The organism is Pantoea sp. S62 (genome assembly GCF_016658625.1).
Classification (GTDB): Bacteria; Pseudomonadota; Gammaproteobacteria; order Enterobacterales; family Enterobacteriaceae; genus Pantoea; species Pantoea vagans.
Map to the genome: position 1 here is coordinate 42,106 of NZ_JACVVI010000007.1, position 22,161 is coordinate 64,266.

A 22,161-nucleotide genomic window follows, 5' to 3' on the forward strand; every position below is an offset into this window, starting at 1 on the left:
AAAAAAAGAAATAAACCAAAAAACGTAATAGCCGGATAAAAATCAGTAATTGCTGCGACAGGAAAAGAAGGGCAACAATTCATCCGCCTGGTTTATCGGCCTGCGATAACAATAGCCTCCACCTACAGGATGATCACAATGAAGATGAAACATGCACTGTTAGCCGCCTGCGCGGCGCTGGCGCTCTTCAGCCAGACCAGCGTGGCAAAAGAAGTGAAGATCGGCATGGCAATTGACGATTTGCGCCTCGAGCGCTGGCAGAAAGACCGCGATATTTTCGTTAAACAGGCGGAGACGCTGGGCGCTAAGGTGTTTGTTCAGTCGGCCAACGGCAACGAAGAAACACAGATGTCGCAGATTGAAAATATGATCAACCGCGGTGTCGATGTGCTGGTGATTATTCCCTACAATGGTCAGGTCTTGAGTAACGTTGTCGCTGAAGCGAAACGGGAAGGCATTAAAGTGCTGGCCTATGATCGAATGATAAATAATGCCGATATCGATTTTTATATTTCGTTCGATAATGAAAAAGTGGGCGAACTTCAGGCCGAAAGCATTGTGAAACAGGTGCCTAAGGGCAACTATTTTTTAATGGGCGGATCGCCGGTAGATAATAACGCCCGCCTGTTCCGTGCCGGGCAGATGAAAGTGTTAAAACCTTATATCGACAACGGCAGTATTAAAATTGTCGGCGATCAGTGGGTCGATGCCTGGCTGCCGGAAAACGCCCTGAAAATTATGGAAAACGCCCTGACCGCTAACAGTAACCACATCGATGCGGTCGTGGCCTCTAACGATGCCACCGCAGGCGGTGCGATTCAGGCGCTGAGTGCACAGGGACTGGCCGGAAAAGTGGCGATTTCGGGTCAGGATGCCGATCTGGCCGCGATTAAGCGCATCAAAGCGGGCACCCAGACCATGACGGTTTATAAACCGATCACCGAACTGGCCACCGAAGCGGCGAAAATTGCCGTCGAACTGGGTGATGGCAAAACACCAGCCAGCAACAGCAAGCTGAACAATGGCCTGAAAGATGTGCCGTCGCGACTGCTGAAGCCGATTCCGGTCAACAAAGACAATATCGAAAGCACCGTGGTGAAAGACGGTTTCCATAAACAGAGCGAACTCTGACCGCGCATAGCGTGAGGGAGAACAGTCGATGCTGCTGGAAATGAAAAACATCACCAAGCGTTTCGGTGCCGTGAAGGCGGTTAATGATGTCAGTCTGCAACTGGAGGCGGGCGAAGTGATGTCGCTGTGCGGTGAGAATGGATCGGGCAAATCGACGCTGATGAAAATCCTGTGCGGCCTCTATCCGCACGGCGATTTTGAAGGGCAGATTCACTTCTCTGGCGACGAGATTCAGGCGCAGACTATTCGCGACACCGAACGTAAAGGCATTGTGATTATTCATCAGGAGCTGGCGCTGGTGCGGCAACTCACCGTGATGGAGAACATCTTCCTGGGTGCCGAACTGAGCCGTTTCGGCATGGTGGATGATGAAACCATGACCCTGCGCTGCCAGCAGCTGCTGGCGCGGGTCGGGCTGAACGTCTCTCCCGCGACCCGGGTCGGTGAGTTAGGCCTGGGCCAGCAGCAGCTGGTGGAGATCGCCCGCGCGCTTAACAAACAGGTCCGGCTGCTGATTCTGGATGAGCCAACCTCATCGCTGACGGAGCAGGAAACAGATGTGCTGCTGGGCATCATCCGTAATCTGCGCGAACACGGCATCGCCTGCATCTACATCTCACACAAGCTGAATGAGGTGAAGGCGATCTCCGACACCATCTGCGTGATCCGTGACGGCCAGCATATCGCCACCCGTCCGGCGGCAGGCCTGAGCGAAGATGACATCATCACCATGATGGTCGGACGCGAGCTGACCGCGCTTTATCCTCACGCGCCGCATCAGATTGGCGAGGTGATACTGAAAGTCGACAACCTCACCGCCTGGCATCCGGTTAACCGCCACATCCGCCGCGTCAACAATGTCTCGTTCACGCTCAGACGTGGTGAAATCCTGGGTATCGCTGGGCTGGTGGGTGCGGGCAGAACCGAAACCGTGCAGTGTCTGTTTGGCGTCTGGCCGGGACGCTGGCAGGGTGATATCTGGATCAATGGCCAGCAGGTCAGCATCACCGACTGCCGCGCTGCGATTGCGCACGGCATCGCGATGGTGCCCGAAGATCGCAAAAAGGATGGCATCGTGCCGCTGATGGCGGTGGGCAAAAATATCACCCTGGCGGCGCTGGATCAGTTTAGTCACCGCCTCTCTACCCTGGATGAAGCGCAGGAGCAGCAGGCGATCAACGACGCGATCAGCCGGCTGCGGGTGAAAACCTCCTCGTCGGAACTGCCTATTGGCCGCCTGAGCGGCGGCAATCAGCAGAAAGCGATTCTGGCGAAGTGCCTGCTGCTTAATCCCAAAATCCTGATCCTGGATGAACCGACGCGTGGCATCGATGTGGGCGCCCGTCAGGAGATCTACCTGCTGATCAATGCGCTGGTGCAGCAGGGTATCGCGGTGATTGTGATTTCATCTGAGCTGCCGGAGGTGCTGGGCCTGAGCGATCGGGTGCTGGTGATGCATGAAGGGCAGATCAAAGCCGATCTGATTAACGATAACCTGACTCAGGAGCAGGTGATGGAAGCTGCCCTGCGGAGTGAACATTATGCTTAAAAGTGAAAGTACCCAAAGCCACCTCACCGGCACGTCGGGCAAACCGTCACCGGGCAGGTTCACGCTGCCTAATCTGCAGGTGCTGGTGATGCTGGGCGCGATTGTGCTGATTGCGTTGTTCTTTACCTGGACCACCGACGGCGCGTGGCTCAGTGCGCGTAATGTCTCCAACCTGCTGCGTCAGACCGCCATCACCGGTATCCTGGCGGTGGGCATGGTGTTCGTGATTATCTCGGCGGAGATCGACCTGTCAGTCGGCTCCATGATGGGGCTGCTGGGCGGGGCGGCGGCGATATTCGACGTCTGGCTCGGCTGGCCACTGCCGCTGACCATCTTGGTGACACTGGTGATGGGGCTGTTGCTCGGTACCTGGAATGGCTGGTGGGTGGCCTACCGTAAAGTGCCGTCGTTTATCGTCACGCTGGCAGGGATGCTGGCGTTCCGCGGCATTCTGGTCGGAATTACTGACGGCACTACGGTTGCGCCCATCACGCCGGGCATGTCGCAGATTGGACAGAGTTATCTGCCGGGTGGCGTTGGTTTCGGCTTTGGCGTGGCCGGTCTGGCGCTGTTTATGCTGTGGCAGTGGCGTCTGCGTCTGCGTCGTCAGCAGCTCGGACTGCCGCAGGGCGCAGCCAGCAGCACCGTGGGGCGTCAGGCGATTACCGCCATCTTAGTGCTCGGTGCCATCTGGTTACTCAACGACTATCGCGGCGTGCCGACGCCGGTTTTACTGCTGGCTGTGCTGCTACTGGCAGGCATGTTTATGGCCACCCGCACTGCATTTGGCCGTCGTATCTATGCCATCGGCGGCAACATTGATGCTGCCCGGCTGTCTGGCATTAACGTGGCGCGCACCAAACTGGCGGTGTTCGCCATCAACGGTGTGATGGTGGCGATTGCCGGGCTGATTCTGAGTTCAAGGCTGGGCGCAGGTTCGCCATCGGCGGGTAACATCGCAGAACTCGACGCGATTGCTGCCTGCGTCATCGGCGGCACCAGCCTGGCGGGCGGTGTGGGGTCTGTGGCGGGCGCGGTAATGGGGGCCTTTATCATGGCCTCGCTGGATAACGGCATGAGCATGATGGATGTGCCGACTTTCTGGCAGTACATCGTCAAAGGCGCGATTCTGCTGCTGGCGGTGTGGATGGATACCGCAACGCGGCGTCGGGTGTAATCGCGCGGGCGATCACATTGTGGCGCAAACAATTTTTTTTTGCCCCTTTCAGCCGTGTTATGCAATGCGCTGAGGATTTAAGGGAACGCGCCACCATGCATGATAAACGCTATCGCATTACGCTGCTGTTTAACGCCAATAAAGTGTATGACCGCCAGGTTGTTGAGGGCGTCGGAGAGTATCTGCAGGCGTCGCAGACTGACTGGGATATCTTCATCGAGGAAGATTTCCGCTGTCGCATCGACAACATCCGCGAGTGGCTGGGCGATGGGGTGATCGCCGATTACGACGATCGCTCCATCGAAACCCTGCTGTCAAATGTCTCTGTGCCGATTGTCGGCGTTGGCGGCTCTTACCATCGTCAGGAAGATTATCCCCCGGTGCATTACATCGCTACGGACAATGCCGCGCTGGTGGAGAAAGCCTTTCTGCATCTGAAAGAGAAGGGCATTAACCGTTTTGCCTTTTATGGTTTACCGGCCTCCAGCGGCAAGCGCTGGGCACAGGAGCGGGAACAGGCGTTCCGCCAGCTGGTGGGGCGTGAGCGCTATCAGGGCGTGGTTTATCAGGGCATGGAAACCGCACCGGAAAACTGGCAGCACGCCCAGAACCGGCTCGCCGACTGGCTGCAGACGCTGCCGCCGCAAACCGGCATTATCGCCGTCACCGACTCACGGGCACGGCACCTGCTGCAGGCGTGCGAACATCTGAAAATACCGGTGCCGGAGAAGCTTACGGTGATCGGGATTGATAATGAGGAGCTGACCCGCTATCTGTCACGCGTGGCACTCTCGTCCGTAGCACAGGGCTCGCGACAGATGGGCTATCAGGCGGCCAAACTGCTGCATCGGCTGCTGGATAAGCAGCCTCTGCCGCTTCAGCGCATTCTGGTGCCGCCGGTGAAAGTGATCGCCCGACGCTCTACCGATTTCCGCTCGCTGCGCGATCCGGCGGTGATTCAGGCGATGCACTACATCCGCTTCAACGCCTGTAAAGGGATTAAAGTGGAGCAGGTGCTGGATGCGGTAGGACTGTCGCGCTCTAACCTGGAAAAGCGCTTCCGGGATGAGACCGGCGACACTATCCATGCGATGATCCACCGCGAAAAGCTGGAAAAAGCCCGCGAACTGCTGGCTTCCTCGTCGCTCAACATCAACGAAATCTCACAGATGTGCGGCTACCCTTCGCTGCAATACTTTTACTCAGTTTTTCGCAAAAGCTACGACACCACGCCGAAAGAGTATCGCCAGCATTTTGGCGAAAACCTGCTTTAACGACAGACTGGCGTAAAGAACGCCAGTGTTTTCATATAATGACCAGGATGAAAATTATATTTCATCCTGATGGCTCGCTGTCAGTCCAGGGGCTATTTTCGCAGGCTTAATCTGCCAGCCGGAACGGCCCGGCTTCATTGAATTTAAAGCTTAAAAATCAGTACTTAAGGATGAATGCTGGCGTAGTGTTTTATCAGCCCCAGACAGGCCACTTCAGACGATATTTCGTCTGTCATCAGATGCTTACCCTTGATGGGAAAACATCACTGCCCGGATTTCTCTCTTATATCAATGATTTATATGAGCTTTATTAAGGATTACCACTCAACAAGTTTATAATTTTTTCCAACCTGCCTCACACTTCCGAAAGAATTAATCCAAATTTCTCCATTTAGAAAATATATTTCACGGGTATCTGATCGCTGCAATTCCTGAACCCCTGACAATCACGCCTCCTCTTTCTGAACCGATACGGTTCAGGCAGTAGAGAAAAGGAGCCTGTAAAAATGGAAACCCGGCAAAAACGTTACAACATGAAATATGTCATGCTCTGTTGCACCGTCGCCGCTTTTGGTGGCCTGCTGATGGGCTATGACTCGTCAATTATCTCTGGCGCTATCGAGCCGCTTAGTGACTATTTCCAGCTGACCCCGGCAGAAACCGGCTGGGCAGTGTCTAACATCCTGCTTGGCAGTCTGGTGGGCTGCTTTATTGCGCCAAAGCTGAGCGATAAATTTGGCCGCAAAAAGTCGCTCGCTATCACGGCGCTACTGTTTACTGCCTCGGTGGTGGGGACTGCCATCGCCCATAACTTCTTCACCTTTGTCGCCTTTCGTATTCTTGGCGGATTAGCCATCGGGCTGGCCTCGGTGATTTCGCCAATCTATCTGGCGGAGCTTTCACCGTCGAAGTATCGTGGCCGCACCAGCGCGCTCTATGCGGTCTGCTGTGTCGGTGGGCAATCGGTGGTACTGCTCACCAACTACTTCATTAATAAATCGATGCTGCCGGAGGTGATGGTCGATACAGGCTGGCGCTATATACTGGCAACCGCGCTGGTGCCCTGTGCGCTGTTTATCTTTTTCATTGCTTTTATACCGGAATCACCGCGCTGGAACGTTCTGAAAGGCAAAGACAAAGAGGCGCTGGATACGCTGAGCAAAATCTCTGACCTGGTCCATGCCCGCACCGTTTTCAATGAAATTAAACACTCATTCTCTGATGAGGCGGCGACCCGCCATAAATCCCGATTCCGCCTGAACAAAACCACGGTGCCGTTGCTCATCATTGGTATTGGCCTGGCTGTCGGCAACCAGATTAGCGGCATCAATGTGATTCAGTATTTCGGACCAACGTTGCTGAAAAATGTGTCCGGCAGCACGGATTCGGCGCTGCTCCAGACCTTCTGGCTGTCTGTATGTCAGTTTGTGGGAGTGCTGATGGGTATGGCGCTGATTGATAAAGTCGGACGTCGTAAGCTGTTACTGCTGGGGGCGATTACCTCTGCCGTTTTCCTTGCCTACACCTTTATCGCTTTCTATTACCGTTTGCCCGGCTTGCTGGCGGTGGTGGGACTGTTTGCCTATATGGTTTTCTTTGGCATGACCTGGGGACAGATTGTCTGGACCGTACTGGGCGAGCTGTTTCCGACAGAAATCCGCTCAATCTGTGTCGGCATCTCCATTTGCGCCATGTCGATGGCCAATTTTGTCATCAGCACCACATTCCCGATTCTGAACAGTAATGCTTTTCTGCTTGAGATTTTCCACGGTGGCTTCCCGCTGTTACTGTTTGCGCTTTTTTCACTGGCTATGTACTTCTTCACTTTCCGCTATCTGCCGGAAACGGCTGGGATGCCGCTGGAAAAAATTCACGCGCGCGTGCTGGAGAAGTTTAATATTGACCCGCGTGAGGCGGGCGAACGGACAGATGCTCCGGTCAGCGAGACACGATCATAAAAAAGAGGGCAGTCTGTGGGGGCACGCTCACCCCACACGCTGCTCACTCTGTTCCAGCACCGCCAGTGCCAGCCCGTTTGCCGGGTCAATCCGGTTTTCCGGGAAGTGCAACTGAGTGTGCGCGGCGGTAAAGGCCAGCGCGTTGCCGTGTGCGGTATCGCGCACCGCCTTGCAGAAGCGCTCACTGGCGTTCCACGGACAATCAATGATGATGGTAGCGGGATTGAGCAGCAGCATAATCTGACTCAGCGCCGCACCCAGATAGCCACCCGCCTGCGCCATCACCTCATCCACCACGCGCGGGGCGCTGTCACGGTTCTGCCAGCTCAGGCCAGGCTGACGCTGCGCCAGCTGCTGATTCACTGCAGGCTTGCTGACCAGCGCTTCCAGACACCCCCGGCGGCCGCAGCTGCAACGTGGCCCTTCAGGCTGGACAACCAGATGTCCTGCTTCGCCCGCCGTCCAGCTATGCCCGGTAAATACCTGACCCTGCTGTACCAGTGCGCCACCAATCCCCTCGGAAATACGCAGATAAAAATGACCGCTCTCCGGCGATAATCCACTTTGCTCGACAGCCAGTAGCGCAGCGGCTTTGACATTATTCATAATGCGGATAGGCAGACGCACGTGCTTGCGCAGCGTGGTCAGCAGGTCAACATCCTGCCATTCCAGCGGCAATGAGATATGCATCCAGCCGCGCCGGGGATCGACGATGCCGGGGAAGCCGAGGCCAATACCGAGCAAGTCGGGATAGCGTTCTGTCAGTTCCCGGCACAGCATAGCCAGTTCAGCCAGCAGGCGGGTCGGGTGACTGGTATCGGTGCGCAGCGTCGCTTCAGCCAGCACCTGTGAAAAGTAGTCGCAGACACGCCAGTGGATCACGTTGCGTTCTACCATGACGCCTGCGCTCTTAAGCTTTTCCGGTCTCAGGGTGATACCGATTTTAGGCCGTCCGGCAGCCGCGACGCTGACCGGCCCCAGTTCCTCTATCAGACCCTGCTCCAGCAGGTCATCAATGATTAATGAGACCGTGTTTTTGCTGAGGGTCAGCGCCTCCGCCAGATCCTGACGCGACGTCACGCGCAGCTTACGCAGCTGAGCCATCACCCGTTTCTGGTTATTCAGTCGCAGTAGTGCGGGGCCTTTGCCGTTCGTTTTCATCACGGATTCACCCAACAAAGGAGTAAGAATTGAGTGTATCAGCCCTGGCGCATTCTTCGCCCTACACTTTGTGGGCTGTTTCACACAACCCGAACGCCTGTGTCTGAGATCGTGACGGCGATCAGATCGCCAGCTTAAGCCTGGCTTTTCTGCTGTACCGGCGGCCTCATTAGCGCAATGACCCGGCGTAGCCGGGTCATTGTTAATACTCGTCGCCGCGCACCCGACTGCGATAACTCTCCCAGTCGAAACGTACCCACAGGCTGTTGCCCAGCCGCATACGGTCCATGACGCGCTCGCCCAGCAGCGCATTCATGCCCGCATGATCGAGGTTGGATAACATGCCGGTCGGGCGTTTCGATGAAGAGCGGCGATCGACAATCTGATTGATAATCACTTTTTCGTAGCGTGACTCACTCTGCATACCGATCTCATCAATCACCAGCAGATCGACACTGCTGAGATCCTGAATCAGTCGCTCTTCGGTAATGCCGCTGCTGCCGCTGAAGGTCCCCTTCATGCTCGACATCAGATCGGCGACCGTCACGATCAGCACGCTTTTACCGCGCAGGATCAGGTCATTGCCAATCGCCGCGGCCAGATGGTTTTTACCGGTGCCAGGACGCCCGGAAAAGACAAAGCTGGCGATGCTGCCATCAAACTCAGCGGCGTACTGACGCGCCAGCTCCAGCGCTTTGCGCTGTCCCTCGTTCTCTACCCGGTAATTATCAAATGAGCAGTTCATGTGCAGCTCGCGAATACCGGAACGGCCCATCACGCGCTGCATTTTCATTGCGCGATTCTCACGCACAATCGCCTCCGATCGCAGACGACCCTGTTCCTGATTCCACGCCAGCAGCTCTTCACCATTGGCAAATTTGGGACGGGTGCCCGCAGGCATCATTCTTTTCAGACGGTTAAAGAGATCATCTGGCGTTTTCATCATTCACCTCGGAAACCATCGGGAATGGTACGGTCAGGATCAGGCAACTGCGTGATATCACGCTTCGGCTGCCCGCCATTTGCTGCGCGGTTCATCTGAATGCTGCGCGCCAGCTTCTGTTGCCACTGCACATGATGGAACATCCGGCTTTCCGCCTGCCAGTAGGCCACAAAGGCCGCCAGCTCGCCGGGCGTCACCGGTTCACTCAGCGCCACGCCCCAGATGGCGGCCTGACGCGTAAAGTCGGCATCCGGCTGCCAGCCCGGATACATGGCGAACTTGCCTGCCGGCGTATGAATCGCGGCGGGCGCATCGTCATAGAGGCTGTCATCCAGCACCACATCATTTGGCTGCCGGGCGGCGGCTTCCAGCGCCAGCAGCTCAGCCAGACGCGCCGGTGTGATGGCATACATCACCGGCGCATAGTTGTCTAATACCGCCAGCGTGCCCTTTTCCGCCTGCTGCAGGGCAGTCAGCGGATCCTGTCGGAAGGCATCCAGGCCAATGAGCGTTGAAGTTAAGATTTTAGCTGACATGAAAAGACCTGAGGTTAACGAACACCTTGCGCCGGGAACCTGTCGTCGACGCAGAATTGTTTATTGTACCTGTTTTGAGGGTGCGGATCGCTTAAAAAGCAACACCGCAGTCAGTGCGACGTGGCCGGAGAAGAGGCGTGGCGGGCCGATGCAGATTCAGTGGCGCACACGCTGATGGCAGCGGCGGCCGGGCGGGTCTGCCATAAATAGCGAACCGAGGCGAGCCAGCAGAGGCTGTATCCCAGAAGCTCGGTGCCCTCTTCGGCCATGTTTTTCACCACGCGGTTGTAATCACCGAGCATCAGATGCTGCCAGAGCACATGAACACCAAACAGACGGGAAAAAACCAGCACCACTAAAAAGCCGGACGCCATCACCGGCCAGCTGCGGTGCTGAACAAGGTTTGCCAGCGCATGGACTGTGTTCTTCGGCGTGCGCAGTGCACCGGCCAGCGAACCCGCCGTGACCGCCAGGGCAAACCAGACCCAACTGCCGTGCTGAATGACATCAAACACGAAGTCGAGCTCGCGGATCAGCATGCAGCTGTAAAAGCCGGCGACCAGGGTCAGCGCTCCACGCTGGGCGGGACGGCGGCGGGCCGCAATGAAAAACAGCGCGGCGATCATCGCCAGCATGATTTCCTGGGTAGTTTCAGTAAAAGAGGTTTCGTGCAGTGCGTCGTTCATCCAGGCCACATCAATGTAGACGGGGACGATAGTCAGGGCGAGAACCAGGGCGGCCATCAGGAAGACCGCGATTTCACGGCCAATAATTGTCAAATCGTTGCGCATTTTGTTACCAGTATAATGATTAGCGGACTCATTATATTTTAAACGCCCGATTCCCTTTCTCTTTTCATGCCCCGCTAGAAGCTGGCGCTGAAGCCAAAGCTATAAAGTTGCTGCTCGTCGTTATTCAGCGCTTCGCTTTGTGAAAATGACGCGAAAGCCGCCAGATTATCGTTCAGTGGCATTTGTGCGCCGATGCTTAAATCGATACCGTCGGACTGGTCCGAGCCATTCGTTGCCTCGCGCCGTGGGCTTTGCGGCGCATCTGCCATCAGATAGTGGTAACTCAGCTGCGCCCAGGGCGATATCCATCCCTGCTGCGAATCAATGCGCCAGCCAACGCTGGCGCTTTGTTCACGGCTCTGCTGATCGCTGTAGTCGCATTGCAGACAGTTCATCTGCTGGGGATCGACCGCATACTGCGCCACGGGTCCGGTGGTCAATGACGGCGCAATGGGCATATCAACGCCCGCCCGATAGCGTTTACCCAGCGGCGTGGTGCCTACGCTACCGGTTTCACTGTGCAGGGCGATGGGGGAAGCAGTGGGAGAATTAATTGCAGCTTCAAACAGGGCGCGGCTCTCATCGCTGAACGCAAGTGGCGTCAGGGCGATCTTCTCCGCCAGAATTGTGTCGTAGTCGGGCAGAAAGTCAGGATGCTGAGGCGCAGAGATACCACCGCGGGCAAAAGTCGGTTGCATGAACATTAACAGCCCTACAGCACAGCAGGTCCGCAGACCTTTCCAACCGCTTCTCGGCAACATCGCTTCTCCGGGCAAGGCTGAAGTTATGGCGTCTTAATGAATTTTTCGGCCCGTCTCTGTTATTTAACCGGTGATCGTTTAACTATCAACCGATTAATTCTAAGATCAAGCGGACCGCTAAAATATTCTCGTTATAAAGGAACAAAACGATGCAACGATGTGGCTGGGTAACGCAGGATCCGCTCTATCTGGCGTATCACGACAGGGAATGGGGTGTGGCGCAGAGAGAGACGCGTGCACTGTTCGAGATGCTCTGTCTGGAAGGACAGCAGGCGGGATTATCCTGGATCACCGTGCTGAAAAAACGTGAAAACTATCGGGCGGCGTTTCACCAGTTTGATCCTCAGGCTATTGCGCAGATGGACGCTGCCGACATTGACGATCTTATGCTCAACAGCGGCATTATCCGCCACCCTGGCAAAATCGCTGCCATTATCGCTAACGCCCGCGCTTTTCTTGAGATGGAAGCGAAAGGCGAGGATTTCAGCGACTTCGTCTGGCAATTTGTCGATAACGTGCAAATTGTCCACCATTATCCTGATTACAGCCAGGCACCCACCACGTCAGAGCAGGCCATTGCGCTCTCGAAGGCGCTGAAGCTGCGTGGTTTCAAATTCATCGGCCCTACAATTTGCTACTCCTTTATGCAGGCCTGCGGGCTGATAAACGATCATCAGAGCAACTGTTTTTGCCATCCTGACAATCAAAAGGCGTGATTCCCGGTAAATCAGGATTTTTCCGCACTACATTCCCGGTCACCAGACGGCATAATCGTGCCACTTATGGGAAAGGTTTTCCCCTGTGTGTCGAATGTAAGGGAACAAAAATGCAGAAGAAATTAATCGCCATCACCTTGTTATTAAGCGGCAGTCTGGCCCTGCCAGGTTGTACGACCAATCCCTACACCGGCGAATCTCAGGCGGGTAAGTCAGGCGTGGGCGCGGGCCTTGGCGCATTAGTCGGTGCCGGTGTCGGCGTGCTCTCTTCATCGAAGAAAGATCGTCGTAAAGGTGCGCTGATTGGGGCCGCTGGTGGTGCTGCACTGGGTGGTGGCGTGGGTTACTATATGGACGTGCAGGAAGCGAAACTGCGTGACAAGATGCGCGGGACCGGCGTCAGCGTAACCCGCAACGGCGATAACATCGTCCTGAATATGCCAAACAATGTCACCTTCGACTCCAGCAGCAGCAATCTGAAACCTGCCGGCGCCAACACCCTGACCGGTGTTTCAATGGTGCTGAAAGAGTATCCGAAAACCGCGGTAAACGTCGTGGGTTACACCGACAGTACCGGCAGCCGTGCGCTGAACATGCGTCTGTCACAGCAGCGTGCTGAAAGTGTTGCCAGTGCGTTGATCGTGCAGGGTGTTGCCAGCGATCGCCTGCGTACGCAGGGTGCAGGCCCGGATAATCCGGTTGCCACCAACAGCACCGAAGCAGGCAAAGCACAAAACCGTCGTGTTGAGATCACGCTCAGCCCGCTGGGATAATCGCGGTCGCCCCCGAACGGGGGCGTACCTTTTCTGTAAAGCATCACGTTAAAAGCACCAGTAATGTTTCTGCGGATAGAGCCAGCAGAGGCCTTATGGTAGTCTGATCAAAAATTGATCAGTGGACTTGCCCCATGTCTCTTAAAGCCATCGCTGCAGTTTTAGGTCTTTCCGTTACGACTGTCAGCCGCGCCCTTAATGGTTATCAGGATGTCGCTCAGGAGACGCGTAAACGCATCGAAGAGGAAGCGCAGCGGCGCGGCTACCGGCCTAATGCGGCGGCCCGACGGCTGAAAACCGGCCGTGCAAACGCGGTGGGATTTGTCTGCCCAATCAGTGCATCCCCTCTATGTGGCAGCGACTTCAGCGACATGCTGCTGGCACTGGATCATCATCTTGCCCGTCATGAAATTAACCTGCTGTTGCTGGCGGATAAGCAGCAACAGAGTCACTCAACCCTGACGCGCCTGCTGCGCAGTGGGGCCATCGATGCTCTGATCGTCGGCCATACCACACCAGAAGACAGCCGACTGAATGCGCTGATGCAGACCAGTTTTCGCTTTCTGGCGCTGGGCCGCAGCGATCTGCCAGCCGCCTACGCCTGGTTTGATGTTGATCACCTTGCCGGTTCACAACTGGCGGTGGGCTGGTCGCTGGCGCAGGGGCGGCAGCGGATAGCCTGGCTCGGCAGCAATGAAAACAGCACGCGGGTACGTGACCGGCGTCAGGGTTATCTGACGGCGCTGGGTGACGTTGCGCCTTACGCGATGGCGGCGGTCGCACCGTCGCGCCGTGCCGGCTATCACCAGACGCGTGAGTGGCTGGCAGAGGAATCCGCGCCGGAAGTGATTATCACCGACTGCGCTGCGCTGGCTGAAGGGGCAGCTCTGGCGCTGCAGCAGGCCGGTCGGGCAGCGGGCGAGGACGCCATTCTGCTCGCAGGCTGGGAAGGATTACCGCGTGATGCGATTCTCGATCATCCCATTGCCGCGATTCGCCAGGCAACGCCGCATCAGGCCGGCGAACAGGTGGCTGACATGGTTATCAGGCTGATCAATGGCGCGCCGCCGGAAACGTTACAGACCCTGTGGCAACCCTGGCTGCAATTACCGGCCTAGCACTTTTTGCGCCGGGCTTCGCTTGTGCTAGTCTCTGCCGGGTTTCTTATTTCGCAGGATATCTCATGAAAATCAGGCCGCCTCGCGCCACCATCAGCGATGTTGCTCACGCGGCACGAACCGGTAAAACCAGCGTTTCACGCTATCTCAATGGCGAGCTGCATCTGCTCTCTGCCGACTTAAAAGCGCGGATTGAACAGGCTATTGCGGATCTCAGCTACCGCCCGAGTCAGATGGCGCGCGGCCTGAAGCGCGGACGTACCCGCCTGATTGGGCTGATTATCGCCGACATTACCAATCCCTATTCCGTCGATGTGATGAGCGGCATTGAAGCTGCCTGCCGGGAGCAGGGTTTCACGCTGCTGATGTGTAACACCAACAACGAAGTGGATCTGGAGCAGCACTATCTGCAACTGCTGAGCAGTTATCAGGTTGAGGGCATCGTGGTTAACGCGGTCGGCATGCGTGAAGAGGTACTCAGCCATCTGCAACAATCCCTGCTGCCGATGGTGCTGATCGACCGCAAAATCCCCGACTTTCCCTGCGATGTGGTGGGCCTGAACAATGCCGAAGCGGCCGAGACGGCCACACGCCATCTGGTCGACAATGGCTATGACGCGCTGCTGTTTCTCAGCGAGCCATTGGGCAGCGTGAATACGCGACGCGAGCGTCTGAAGGCTTTCCGCCAGCTGCTGGCGGCGCATCCGCAGGTTGAGCATGAAAATGCGGAAGTGCCGCTGCACCAGCCCGCCGCACTGGACCAGGCGCTGCTGGCCTTCCAGCAGCGTCACACCGGTAAACGCTGCGCGGTGATGGTGGCCAACGGCGCGCTGACGCTGCAGGTGGCGCGATCGCTGCAACGACTTAACCTGCACTGGGGCCGTGATATCGGCCTGCTCGGTTTCGACGAACTGGAGTGGGCGGCGCTGGCGGGTGTCGGCATTACCACGCTGAAACAGCCGACCTGGCAGATTGGCTACAGCGCGCTGGAGCGATTGATTGCGCGCATCGAGGGCAGTGAACTGCCTGTTGCTGAGCAGGTCTTCTCGGGTGAACTGATCGTTCGTGGCTCCAGCCAGCCTCTGGGCTGAATTTCAGATTTAACCTTCCGTTTACATGCTCGCTTCGTGAGCACGATCATAATTTCGCAGTTTGCTGCTTTGCTTTGGAACCGGTTCCATTTAGGGTTTTTCTATTCGTTATGGGCAGACCTCTGCCATGGAGTAGAACATGAAACCTGACATTATCGTGGTGACCGCCGCTTATGGCCACGCGCAGATCGCCGCACTCGGCGGTCAGGCTGCGTTGCTGCCAGTAATCCAGCAGGCGGGCGCTGACGGGGTCGAAATCCGCCGTGAACTGCTTGATGACGCGGCGCTGGCCGATCTGCCGGCGCTGGCCAGGGCGATAGCGGAGCATCAGCTGCACGCCAGCTATTCCGTGCCGGATACGCTGTTTTGTGACGGCGGCGAAATCAATCCACGCATAACCCACTACGTTGAAGAGGCACGACAGCTAAACGCGCAGCGGCTGAAAGTGGCGCTGGGAGACTTTACTGGTGCGCTGCCTCGCGAAACGTTGCAGGCGCTGCTGGCAGATCTGCCATTCCAGCTGACCGTGGAAAACGACCAGACCGAACATGGCCGACTGGCACCGTCCGTCGCGTTTTTCACGGCGGTGCGCGAAGCCAATCTGCCGATCAGCATGACCTTTGATATGGGTAACTGGTGCTGGACCGGCGAAAACGCCGATCAGGCAGCAGAGCAGCTGGCCGCGCAGGTGGGCTATGTGCATGTCAAAGCCGCCGTACCGCATCAGGATAGCTTCCGGGCGATTGCGCTGGATGAGGCTGATGACCACTGGCGCACGCTGCTGCAAAAGCTGCCCGCCCGCGCGCCGCGCGGTATTGAATTTCCGCTGGAAGGCAACGATCTGATTGCGGTGACACGTCACTACGTGTCGCTGTTGCGTAACGTGTAAGGAGTGAAGATGACGACGCATCACACTATGCATCACAACGGTCCGCTTGATGTTGTCACCATCGGTGAAGCGATGGCGATGTTCATCGCCCGTGAAACCGGCGACCTGGCCGCAGCAGAGACCTTTGTTAAACGTGCCGCGGGCGCGGAACTCAATGTAGCGACCGGCCTGGCACGTCTTGGCCTGAAAGTGGGCTGGGTCAGCCGTGTCGGCGATGACGCTTTTGGCCGGTTTATCTGCCAGCAGCTGGAAAAAGAGGGTATCGATCACGCCTGTGTGACGGTCGATAAGCGCTATCCCACCGGTTTTCAGCTCAAGTCCAAAGTGGATGACGGTTCCGATCCGCTGGTGGAATATTTTCGTAAAGGCTCGGCGGCCAGCCATCTCTCGGTCGATGATTTTGACGCGGACTATTTCGGCTCGGCGCGCCATCTGCACCTCAGCGGTGTGGCGGCGGCGCTGTCAGAAAGCTCATTAGAACTGCTGAAGCACACCGCCAAAGAGATGCGCGCACGCGGCAAAACTATCTCGTTTGACCCGAACCTGCGACCGGTGCTGTGGCGCAGCGAAGAGGAGATGCGTAAGCAGCTCAATCTGCTGGCGGAGTATGCCGACTGGGTACTGCCGGGCGAAAAAGAGGGTCTGATTCTGACCGGTTATCGTCAGCCGGAAGCGATCGCGGATTTCTATCTCGACAGGGGTGTGAAAGCCGTCGTGATTAAAACCGGTTGTGACGGTGCATGGTATAAAACCGCGCAGGGCGAACAGGGCCAGGTTGAGGCGATCAAGGTCGATAACGTGGTGGATACCGTGGGTGCTGGTGACGGCTTTGCCGTTGGCGTCATCAGCGCGCTGCTGGAAGGTCAGTCGCTGCCGCAGGCGATTCGGCGCGGTAACAAGATTGGTTCGATGGCAATTCAGGTCATTGGTGACAGCGAAGGTCTGCCGACGCGTCAGCAACTGGGCGACGTGTAGTTCGCGCCCCTCTACAGTCACAGGAGTTCCCGATGAAAAAGCAGACAATCGCGCCAAAACGCTGGTGGTTCATCATGCCCATCGTTTTTATCACCTACAGCCTGGCGTATCTCGATCGTGCAAATTTTAGCTTCGCTTCTGCTGCCGGGATTAACGACGATCTCGGCATCACTAAAGGCATGTCCTCGCTGCTGGGTGCGCTGTTCTTCCTGGGTTACTTCTTCTTTCAGATCCCGGGTGCGATTTACGCCGAACGCCGCAGCGTCAAGAAACTGATCTTCGTCTGTCTGATGCTGTGGGGTGGTTGCGCCTCGCTGACCGGCGTGGTCAGCAACATTCCGATGCTGGCCGCGATTCGCTTTGTCCTGGGCGTCGTGGAAGCCGCCGTGATGCCTGCAATGCTGATCTACATCAGCAACTGGTTCACTAAATCGGAACGTTCGCGCGCCAACACCTTCCTGATTCTGGGTAATCCGGTCACGGTGCTGTGGATGTCTGTGGTGTCGGGCTATCTGATTGAATCCTTTGGCTGGCGTGAGATGTTTATCTTCGAAGGGATTCCGGCGGTGGTCTGGGCGATTGCCTGGTGGTTCCTGGTGCAGGATAAACCGGCACAGGCGCGCTGGATGAGTGATGCCGAGAAAGCGGCATTGCAGGCTGAACTGCAGAAAGAGCAGGAAAACATCAAAGCGGTGCGTAACTACGGCGAAGCGTTCCGTAACCGCAACGTCATCCTTCTCTGCCTGCAGTACTTTGCCTGGAGCATCGGCGTGTATGGCTTTGTGCTGTGGCTGCCGTCGATTCTGCGCAACGGTACGCAGATGGGCATGGTAGAAGCGGGCTGGCTCTCTGCCGTTCCTTATCTGGCAGCGACCATTGCGATGGTGGTGGTCTCCTGGGCGTCGGACAAAACCCAGAATCGTAAGCTGTTCGTCTGGCCGCTGCTGCTGATTGGCGCGCTGGCGTTCCTCGGCTCGTATCTGGTGGGATCGAACAATTTCTGGATGTCCTACACCCTGTTAGTGATTGCCGGAGCCGCGATGTATGCCCCTTACGGACCGTTCTTCGCCATTATTCCTGAGATGCTGCCCCGTAATGTCGCCGGTGGCGCAATGGCGCTGATCAACAGCATGGGCGCGCTGGGGTCGTTCATCGGTTCATGGATTGTCGGCTATCTTAATGGTGCTACCGGCAGCCCGTCGGCGTCTTACATCTTTATGGGATCGGCCCTGCTGGTTTCGGTGTGGCTGACGCTGATTGTGAAACCGGCGCAGAATAAAGCCCCGCCGCTGCAGGGTGCGAAACCGGCCTGAAAGCGTAAACGCTAGAGAGTGCTGATTCATAAGCGCCTAAGGCTTAGTCAGCACATTAAAAGCGTAATCGTTAATCTCTGTTTCTCCGGGCGGCCTGCAAGCCGCCCGCTACTTATTGAACGGGAGCCACCGAATGAAACCCGCTGTAATTCTTTATAAAAAACTGCCTGACGATCTCTACGCACGCCTGGCTGAACAGTGTGACGTGACGGAAATCAGCGATCTGTCGCCGGAAAGCCAGCAGCAGCACGCTGCGGTGTTTCAGCAGGCAGAAGGGCTGCTGGGATCGGGCGGTAAAGTGAATGGCGAGCTGCTGGCGAAAATGCCCAATCTGCGCGTCTGCTCCAGCGTCTCTGTGGGCTATGACAATTTCGATGTTGATGCACTCAATCAGCGTCACGTGGTGCTGATGCACACGCCGACCGTGCTGACCGAAACCGTGGCGGACACCATGATGGCGCTGGTGCTGAGCACGGCGCGCCGGGTGCCGGAACTGGATGCCTGGGTGAAAGCGGGCAACTGGCAGAAGAGCATCGGGCCGGCGCAGTTCGGCATCGACGTGCACCATAAAACGCTGGGTATCCTTGGCATGGGACGCATCGGCATGGCGCTGGCGCAGCGCGCCCACTTTGGTTTCGGCATGAAAATCCTCTACAACGCCCGCCGCGAACATGAAGAGGCGCAGTCGCGCTTTGGCGCGCAGCGCTGTGAACTGGAGGCGCTGCTGAAGCAGAGTGATTTCGTCTGCATCAGCCTGCCGCTGACGGAAGAGACGCACCATCTGATCGGTGCTGCCGAACTGGAACTGATGAAGCCGGATGCAGTGCTGATCAACGCCGGTCGCGGGCCGGTGGTGGATGAGCAGGCGCTGATCGCCGCGTTGCAGGCGGGCAAACTGCACGCTGCCGGGCTGGATGTGTTTGAGCAGGAGCCGGTCTCAGCCGACTCTCCGCTGCTGTCGCTGCCTAATGTTGTGACGCTGCCGCACATCGGTTCCGCCACGCATGAAACCCGTTACGGCATGATGCAGGATGCGGTAGAGAATCTCATCGCCGCGCTCGGCGGAAACGTTGAGAAAAACTGCGTGAACCCGCAGGCGCTGAAGTAATCCCCACGCCTTCCCATTGCGCCCGCCGATGGCGGGCGTTATGGTGGACCCCCGATTCGCTATTACAAATATTTAACCGCTATGTCCTTTTCTCAGTTCGGCGACAAATTTACCCAACATTCCGGCATCTCACGTCTGATGGAAGATATGGGCGCAGGCCTGCGTACGCCCGGCACCATCATGCTGGGTGGCGGCAATCCGGCGCAAATTCCGGCCATGAACGACTATTTTCAGCAACTGCTGCAGCAGATGCATGAGGAGGGCAAACTCAGCGAGGCGCTGTGCAATTATGACGGTCCGCGTGGCAAAGCGACGTTGCTCGAATCGCTGGCCGGACTGCTGAGCGAACAGCTTGGCTGGCCGATTACCGCAGAGAACATCGCGCTGACCAACGGCAGCCAGAGTGCCTTCTTCTATCTGTTTAACCTGTACGCCGGTCGCCGGGCCGATGGCAACAAAAAGCGAGTGCTTTTCCCGCTGGCGCCTGAGTATCTTGGCTATGCGGATGCCGGTCTGGAAGACGATCTGTTTGTGTCGGCGAAGCCGAACATTGAGCTGCTGCCGGAAGGCCAGTTTAAATATCATGTCGATTTCGAGCATCTGCCGATGAACGATGATGTCGGGTTAATCTGCGTATCGCGCCCGACCAACCCCACCGGCAATGTGATCACCGATGATGAGCTGATGCAGCTCGATGCGCTGGCACAGCAGCATGACGTGCCGCTGCTGATCGACAATGCCTATGGCGTGCCGTTCCCCGGCATCATCTTCAGCGAGGTGCGCCCGCTGTGGAATCCCAACATTATTCTCTGCATGAGCCTGTCGAAGCTCGGCCTGCCGGGTGCGCGTTGCGGCATTATTATCGCGGATGAGAAGATCATTACTGCGCTGAGCAATATGAACGGGATTATCAGCCTGGCGCCAGGCAGTATCGGTCCGGCCATCGCCAATGAGATGATCCGTCGTGGCGATCTGTTGCGGCTCTCCGAAGAGGTGATTAAGCCGTTCTATCAGCAGAAGGTGCAGCAGACTATCGCGATCCTGCGGCGCTATCTGCCGGAAGATCGCTGCCTGATCCATAAGCCGGAAGGGGCGATTTTCCTCTGGCTCTGGTTCCGCGATCTGCCGATCACCACCGAACTGCTTTATCAGCGGCTTAAAGCGCGCGGCGTACTGATGGTGCCAGGTCACTTCTTCTTCCCGGGACTGGAACAGGCGTGGCCGCATATTCATCAATGTATGCGGATGAACTACGTGCCGGATGCAGAGAACATCGAGCGGGCGGTGCAGATTCTGGCGGAAGAGGTTGAGATCGCCTGGCGCGACAGTTAATCCTGCTGTTCCTGTGAATCGGTTAACGACAGCTGGCACCACTGTGCCAGCTGCTGAATCGCCTGTTCCACTTCCGCATTCCAGCCGAAACCGGCATTCAGCCGGAAACAGTGATCGTAGCGCTGATCGGTAGCAAAAATGTGGCCGGGCGCAATCCCGATGCCCGCATTGCGCGCTTTCAGAAACAGCTCGCGCACGTTCAGTGCCCCCCGTGGCATTTCCACCCACAGCACATAGCCTCCTTCCGGATCGGACACCCGGGTTCCCGCCGGAAATTCCCGCAATACCGACTGCCGCATTTCACGGATTTGCCGCGCCAGCTCGCGCCGCAGTTTGCGCAGGTGAGCATCATAGCCGCCGCTGCGCAGCAGCTCCGCCACCGCCGCCTGTGACAGCACGGAGGTGCCCATGGTGGAGGTATATTTCAGCGAGGCAATTTTGCGCATGTAGTTAACGCTGTGCACCCAGCCAATACGAATGCCCGGTGCCACGGTTTTAGAGAAGCCGCTGCAGAGAATGGCATTGGGGCTGAAGGCGCGCATCGGGAAGGGGCGACGCTCACCAAAGGCGGTATCGCCAAAAATATCATCCTCAATGATCACTACATCGTTCTCATCCGCCTGCCGCGCGATATAGGCTTTATGCTCGTTGGGAATACTCTTGCCCAGCGGATTATTGACGTTGCACAGGGTGAGAAAGACCCGCACCGCCTTGCGCTGAAACAGGCCGGTCAGCTTCGCCACATTCACATACCCTTCCGGCCCGGCTTCCACTTCAATCACCCGCAGATTCAGGTTATGCAGCATCTGCAGCAGCACGAAATAGCAGGGTGACTCTACGGCCACGACGTCACCCGGCTGGGTGGTGGCGCGCAGCGACAGTGAGATCGCCTCGATGCAGCCGTTGGTGATCAGAATATCGTCAGCGCTGATATTGCAGCCATAATCGACCGCGCGGCGGGCAATCTCGGTTTTCAGCGGCGCATAGCCGGTGCCCTTGACCGTATTGCCGAGCAGGGCCGGTTTGCTGTAGCCCATCTGGCGCATCAGCAGGCCGATGCGTTTGACCGGATAGAGCGCGCTGTCGCCGTTAGCCAGATCGAGGCGCACCCGGCAGTCTGAGCCAAGCATCGCCAGATGCAGTTCGGTCTGTTCATCCAGCGGTGCGATGGCGTGTGGCTGTTCGCTGATGGCGGGCAACTGACGTGAAGAAGGCCGCTGCGGGGCGACAAAAAAGCCCGATTTAGGCCGGGCGACGGCGTAGCGCTCATCTTCCAGCGTGCGCAATGTTTTCAGGGCGGTGGTGAGGCTGACATTGTACTGCGTCGCCAGCGTGCGTACCGACGGCAGACGGCTGTCGGGAGCCAGCGAACCGGCATGAATGGCCTGCTTGATCTGTTCTGCTATCTGGCGGTAACGACTGCTCTGACTCTCCTGTTCCCCGATAACATCGGCCATCTGTTCCACCCCATATCGCGCTGATCTGTGCATATTCAACAGAGTACATTCAAAGTACTTTAGGCTGCATCTCTTAATTATTCATGATGCTGAACGGCACGGCGACCC

General features: G+C 57.0%; 20 protein-coding genes. 14 read left to right on the top strand and 6 right to left on the bottom strand.

Translation table 11 applies throughout. From position 1 onward, the window contains the following. Positions 1 to 138: 138 nt before the first annotated feature. From xylF to IBT54_RS12170, 5 genes are all read left to right on the top strand, one after another. Positions 139 to 1,131, top strand: coding sequence for a D-xylose ABC transporter substrate-binding protein (gene xylF / locus IBT54_RS12150; protein ID WP_033734607.1), 993 nt, complete (start codon positions 139 to 141; stop codon positions 1,129 to 1,131). Between the two features lie 28 nt (positions 1,132 to 1,159). After that, entirely contained in the window at positions 1,160 to 2,680 is a 1,521-nt protein-coding gene (locus IBT54_RS12155) for a xylose ABC transporter ATP-binding protein (protein WP_195857535.1), read from the top strand. Beyond that, on the top strand, positions 2,673 to 3,857 hold the full coding sequence (gene xylH, locus IBT54_RS12160; RefSeq protein WP_201252216.1) for a xylose ABC transporter permease XylH: 1,185 nt from the start codon (positions 2,673 to 2,675) through the stop codon (positions 3,855 to 3,857). The genes IBT54_RS12155 and xylH overlap by 8 nt, the downstream gene beginning before the upstream one ends. Positions 3,858 to 3,952: 95 nt before the next feature. Further along, positions 3,953 to 5,131, top strand: coding sequence for a D-xylose utilization transcriptional activator XylR (gene xylR / locus IBT54_RS12165; protein WP_033734613.1), 1,179 nt, complete (start codon positions 3,953 to 3,955; stop codon positions 5,129 to 5,131). 506 nt (positions 5,132 to 5,637) lie between these two features. Beyond that, positions 5,638 to 7,089, top strand: coding sequence for a sugar porter family MFS transporter (locus tag IBT54_RS12170; protein ID WP_201252217.1), 1,452 nt, complete (start codon positions 5,638 to 5,640; stop codon positions 7,087 to 7,089). A gap of 27 nt (positions 7,090 to 7,116) precedes the next feature. Here the strand turns inward: IBT54_RS12170 and IBT54_RS12175 are convergent, their stop codons facing one another. From IBT54_RS12175 to IBT54_RS12195, 5 genes are all read right to left on the bottom strand, one after another. Continuing rightward, positions 7,117 to 8,250, bottom strand: coding sequence for an ROK family transcriptional regulator (locus IBT54_RS12175; RefSeq protein WP_013359577.1), 1,134 nt, complete (start codon positions 8,248 to 8,250; stop codon positions 7,117 to 7,119). Positions 8,251 to 8,452: 202 nt separating this feature from the next. Then, a complete protein-coding gene (gene dnaC, locus IBT54_RS12180; protein WP_033734618.1) occupies positions 8,453 to 9,193 on the bottom strand; it encodes a DNA replication protein DnaC in 741 nt (246 codons plus the stop codon). Next, entirely contained in the window at positions 9,193 to 9,729 is a 537-nt protein-coding gene (gene dnaT / locus IBT54_RS12185; protein ID WP_013359579.1) for a primosomal protein DnaT, read from the bottom strand. The genes dnaC and dnaT overlap by 1 nt, the downstream gene beginning before the upstream one ends. Before the next feature lie 110 nt (positions 9,730 to 9,839). Then, positions 9,840 to 10,520, bottom strand: a complete 681-nt coding sequence (locus IBT54_RS12190; RefSeq protein ID WP_107319184.1) for a hypothetical protein — start codon at positions 10,518 to 10,520, stop codon at positions 9,840 to 9,842. A 74-nt stretch (positions 10,521 to 10,594) separates the two neighbouring features. Continuing rightward, positions 10,595 to 11,218 carry an autotransporter gene (locus IBT54_RS12195; protein ID WP_230299978.1) on the bottom strand — a complete coding sequence of 208 codons (624 nt, stop codon included), beginning with the start codon at positions 11,216 to 11,218 and terminating at the stop codon, positions 10,595 to 10,597. Positions 11,219 to 11,430: 212 nt separating this feature from the next. Here IBT54_RS12195 and IBT54_RS12200 point away from each other — a divergent pair, with 212 nt between their 5' ends. From IBT54_RS12200 to IBT54_RS12240, 9 genes are all read left to right on the top strand, one after another. Next, a complete protein-coding gene (locus IBT54_RS12200; RefSeq protein WP_195857531.1) occupies positions 11,431 to 11,997 on the top strand; it encodes a DNA-3-methyladenine glycosylase I in 567 nt (188 codons plus the stop codon). A gap of 110 nt (positions 11,998 to 12,107) precedes the next feature. After that, positions 12,108 to 12,770 (top strand): OmpA family lipoprotein, encoded by a 663-nt coding sequence (locus IBT54_RS12205; protein ID WP_013359583.1) that lies wholly within the window; start codon positions 12,108 to 12,110, stop codon positions 12,768 to 12,770. Positions 12,771 to 12,904: 134 nt separating this feature from the next. Next, positions 12,905 to 13,888 carry a LacI family DNA-binding transcriptional regulator gene (locus IBT54_RS12210; RefSeq protein ID WP_201252218.1) on the top strand — a complete coding sequence of 328 codons (984 nt, stop codon included), beginning with the start codon at positions 12,905 to 12,907 and terminating at the stop codon, positions 13,886 to 13,888. Between the two features lie 65 nt (positions 13,889 to 13,953). Then, the gene (locus IBT54_RS12215; protein WP_013359585.1) at positions 13,954 to 14,979 is read left to right on the top strand and encodes a LacI family DNA-binding transcriptional regulator; all 1,026 of its coding nucleotides are present in this window, start codon (positions 13,954 to 13,956) and stop codon (positions 14,977 to 14,979) included. 139 nt (positions 14,980 to 15,118) lie between these two features. Continuing rightward, entirely contained in the window at positions 15,119 to 15,868 is a 750-nt protein-coding gene (locus tag IBT54_RS12220) for a sugar phosphate isomerase/epimerase (protein ID WP_201252219.1), read from the top strand. 9 nt (positions 15,869 to 15,877) lie between these two features. Further along, positions 15,878 to 16,843: a sugar kinase gene (locus IBT54_RS12225; protein WP_013359587.1), complete on the top strand. Its 966-nt coding sequence runs from the start codon at positions 15,878 to 15,880 to the stop codon at positions 16,841 to 16,843. Positions 16,844 to 16,875: 32 nt separating this feature from the next. Beyond that, entirely contained in the window at positions 16,876 to 18,156 is a 1,281-nt protein-coding gene (locus tag IBT54_RS12230; RefSeq protein ID WP_201252220.1) for an MFS transporter, read from the top strand. A 133-nt stretch (positions 18,157 to 18,289) separates the two neighbouring features. Continuing rightward, positions 18,290 to 19,264, top strand: coding sequence for a glyoxylate/hydroxypyruvate reductase GhrB (ghrB, locus tag IBT54_RS12235; protein WP_135907366.1), 975 nt, complete (start codon positions 18,290 to 18,292; stop codon positions 19,262 to 19,264). 81 nt (positions 19,265 to 19,345) lie between these two features. Then, positions 19,346 to 20,596 (top strand): valine--pyruvate transaminase, encoded by a 1,251-nt coding sequence (locus IBT54_RS12240; RefSeq protein WP_201252221.1) that lies wholly within the window; start codon positions 19,346 to 19,348, stop codon positions 20,594 to 20,596. On the opposite strand, the gene IBT54_RS12245 is transcribed toward IBT54_RS12240, so the two are convergent. After that, entirely contained in the window at positions 20,593 to 22,053 is a 1,461-nt protein-coding gene (locus tag IBT54_RS12245) for a PLP-dependent aminotransferase family protein (RefSeq protein ID WP_013359591.1), read from the bottom strand. The genes IBT54_RS12240 and IBT54_RS12245 overlap by 4 nt on opposite strands. Positions 22,054 to 22,161 lie beyond the last annotated feature (108 nt).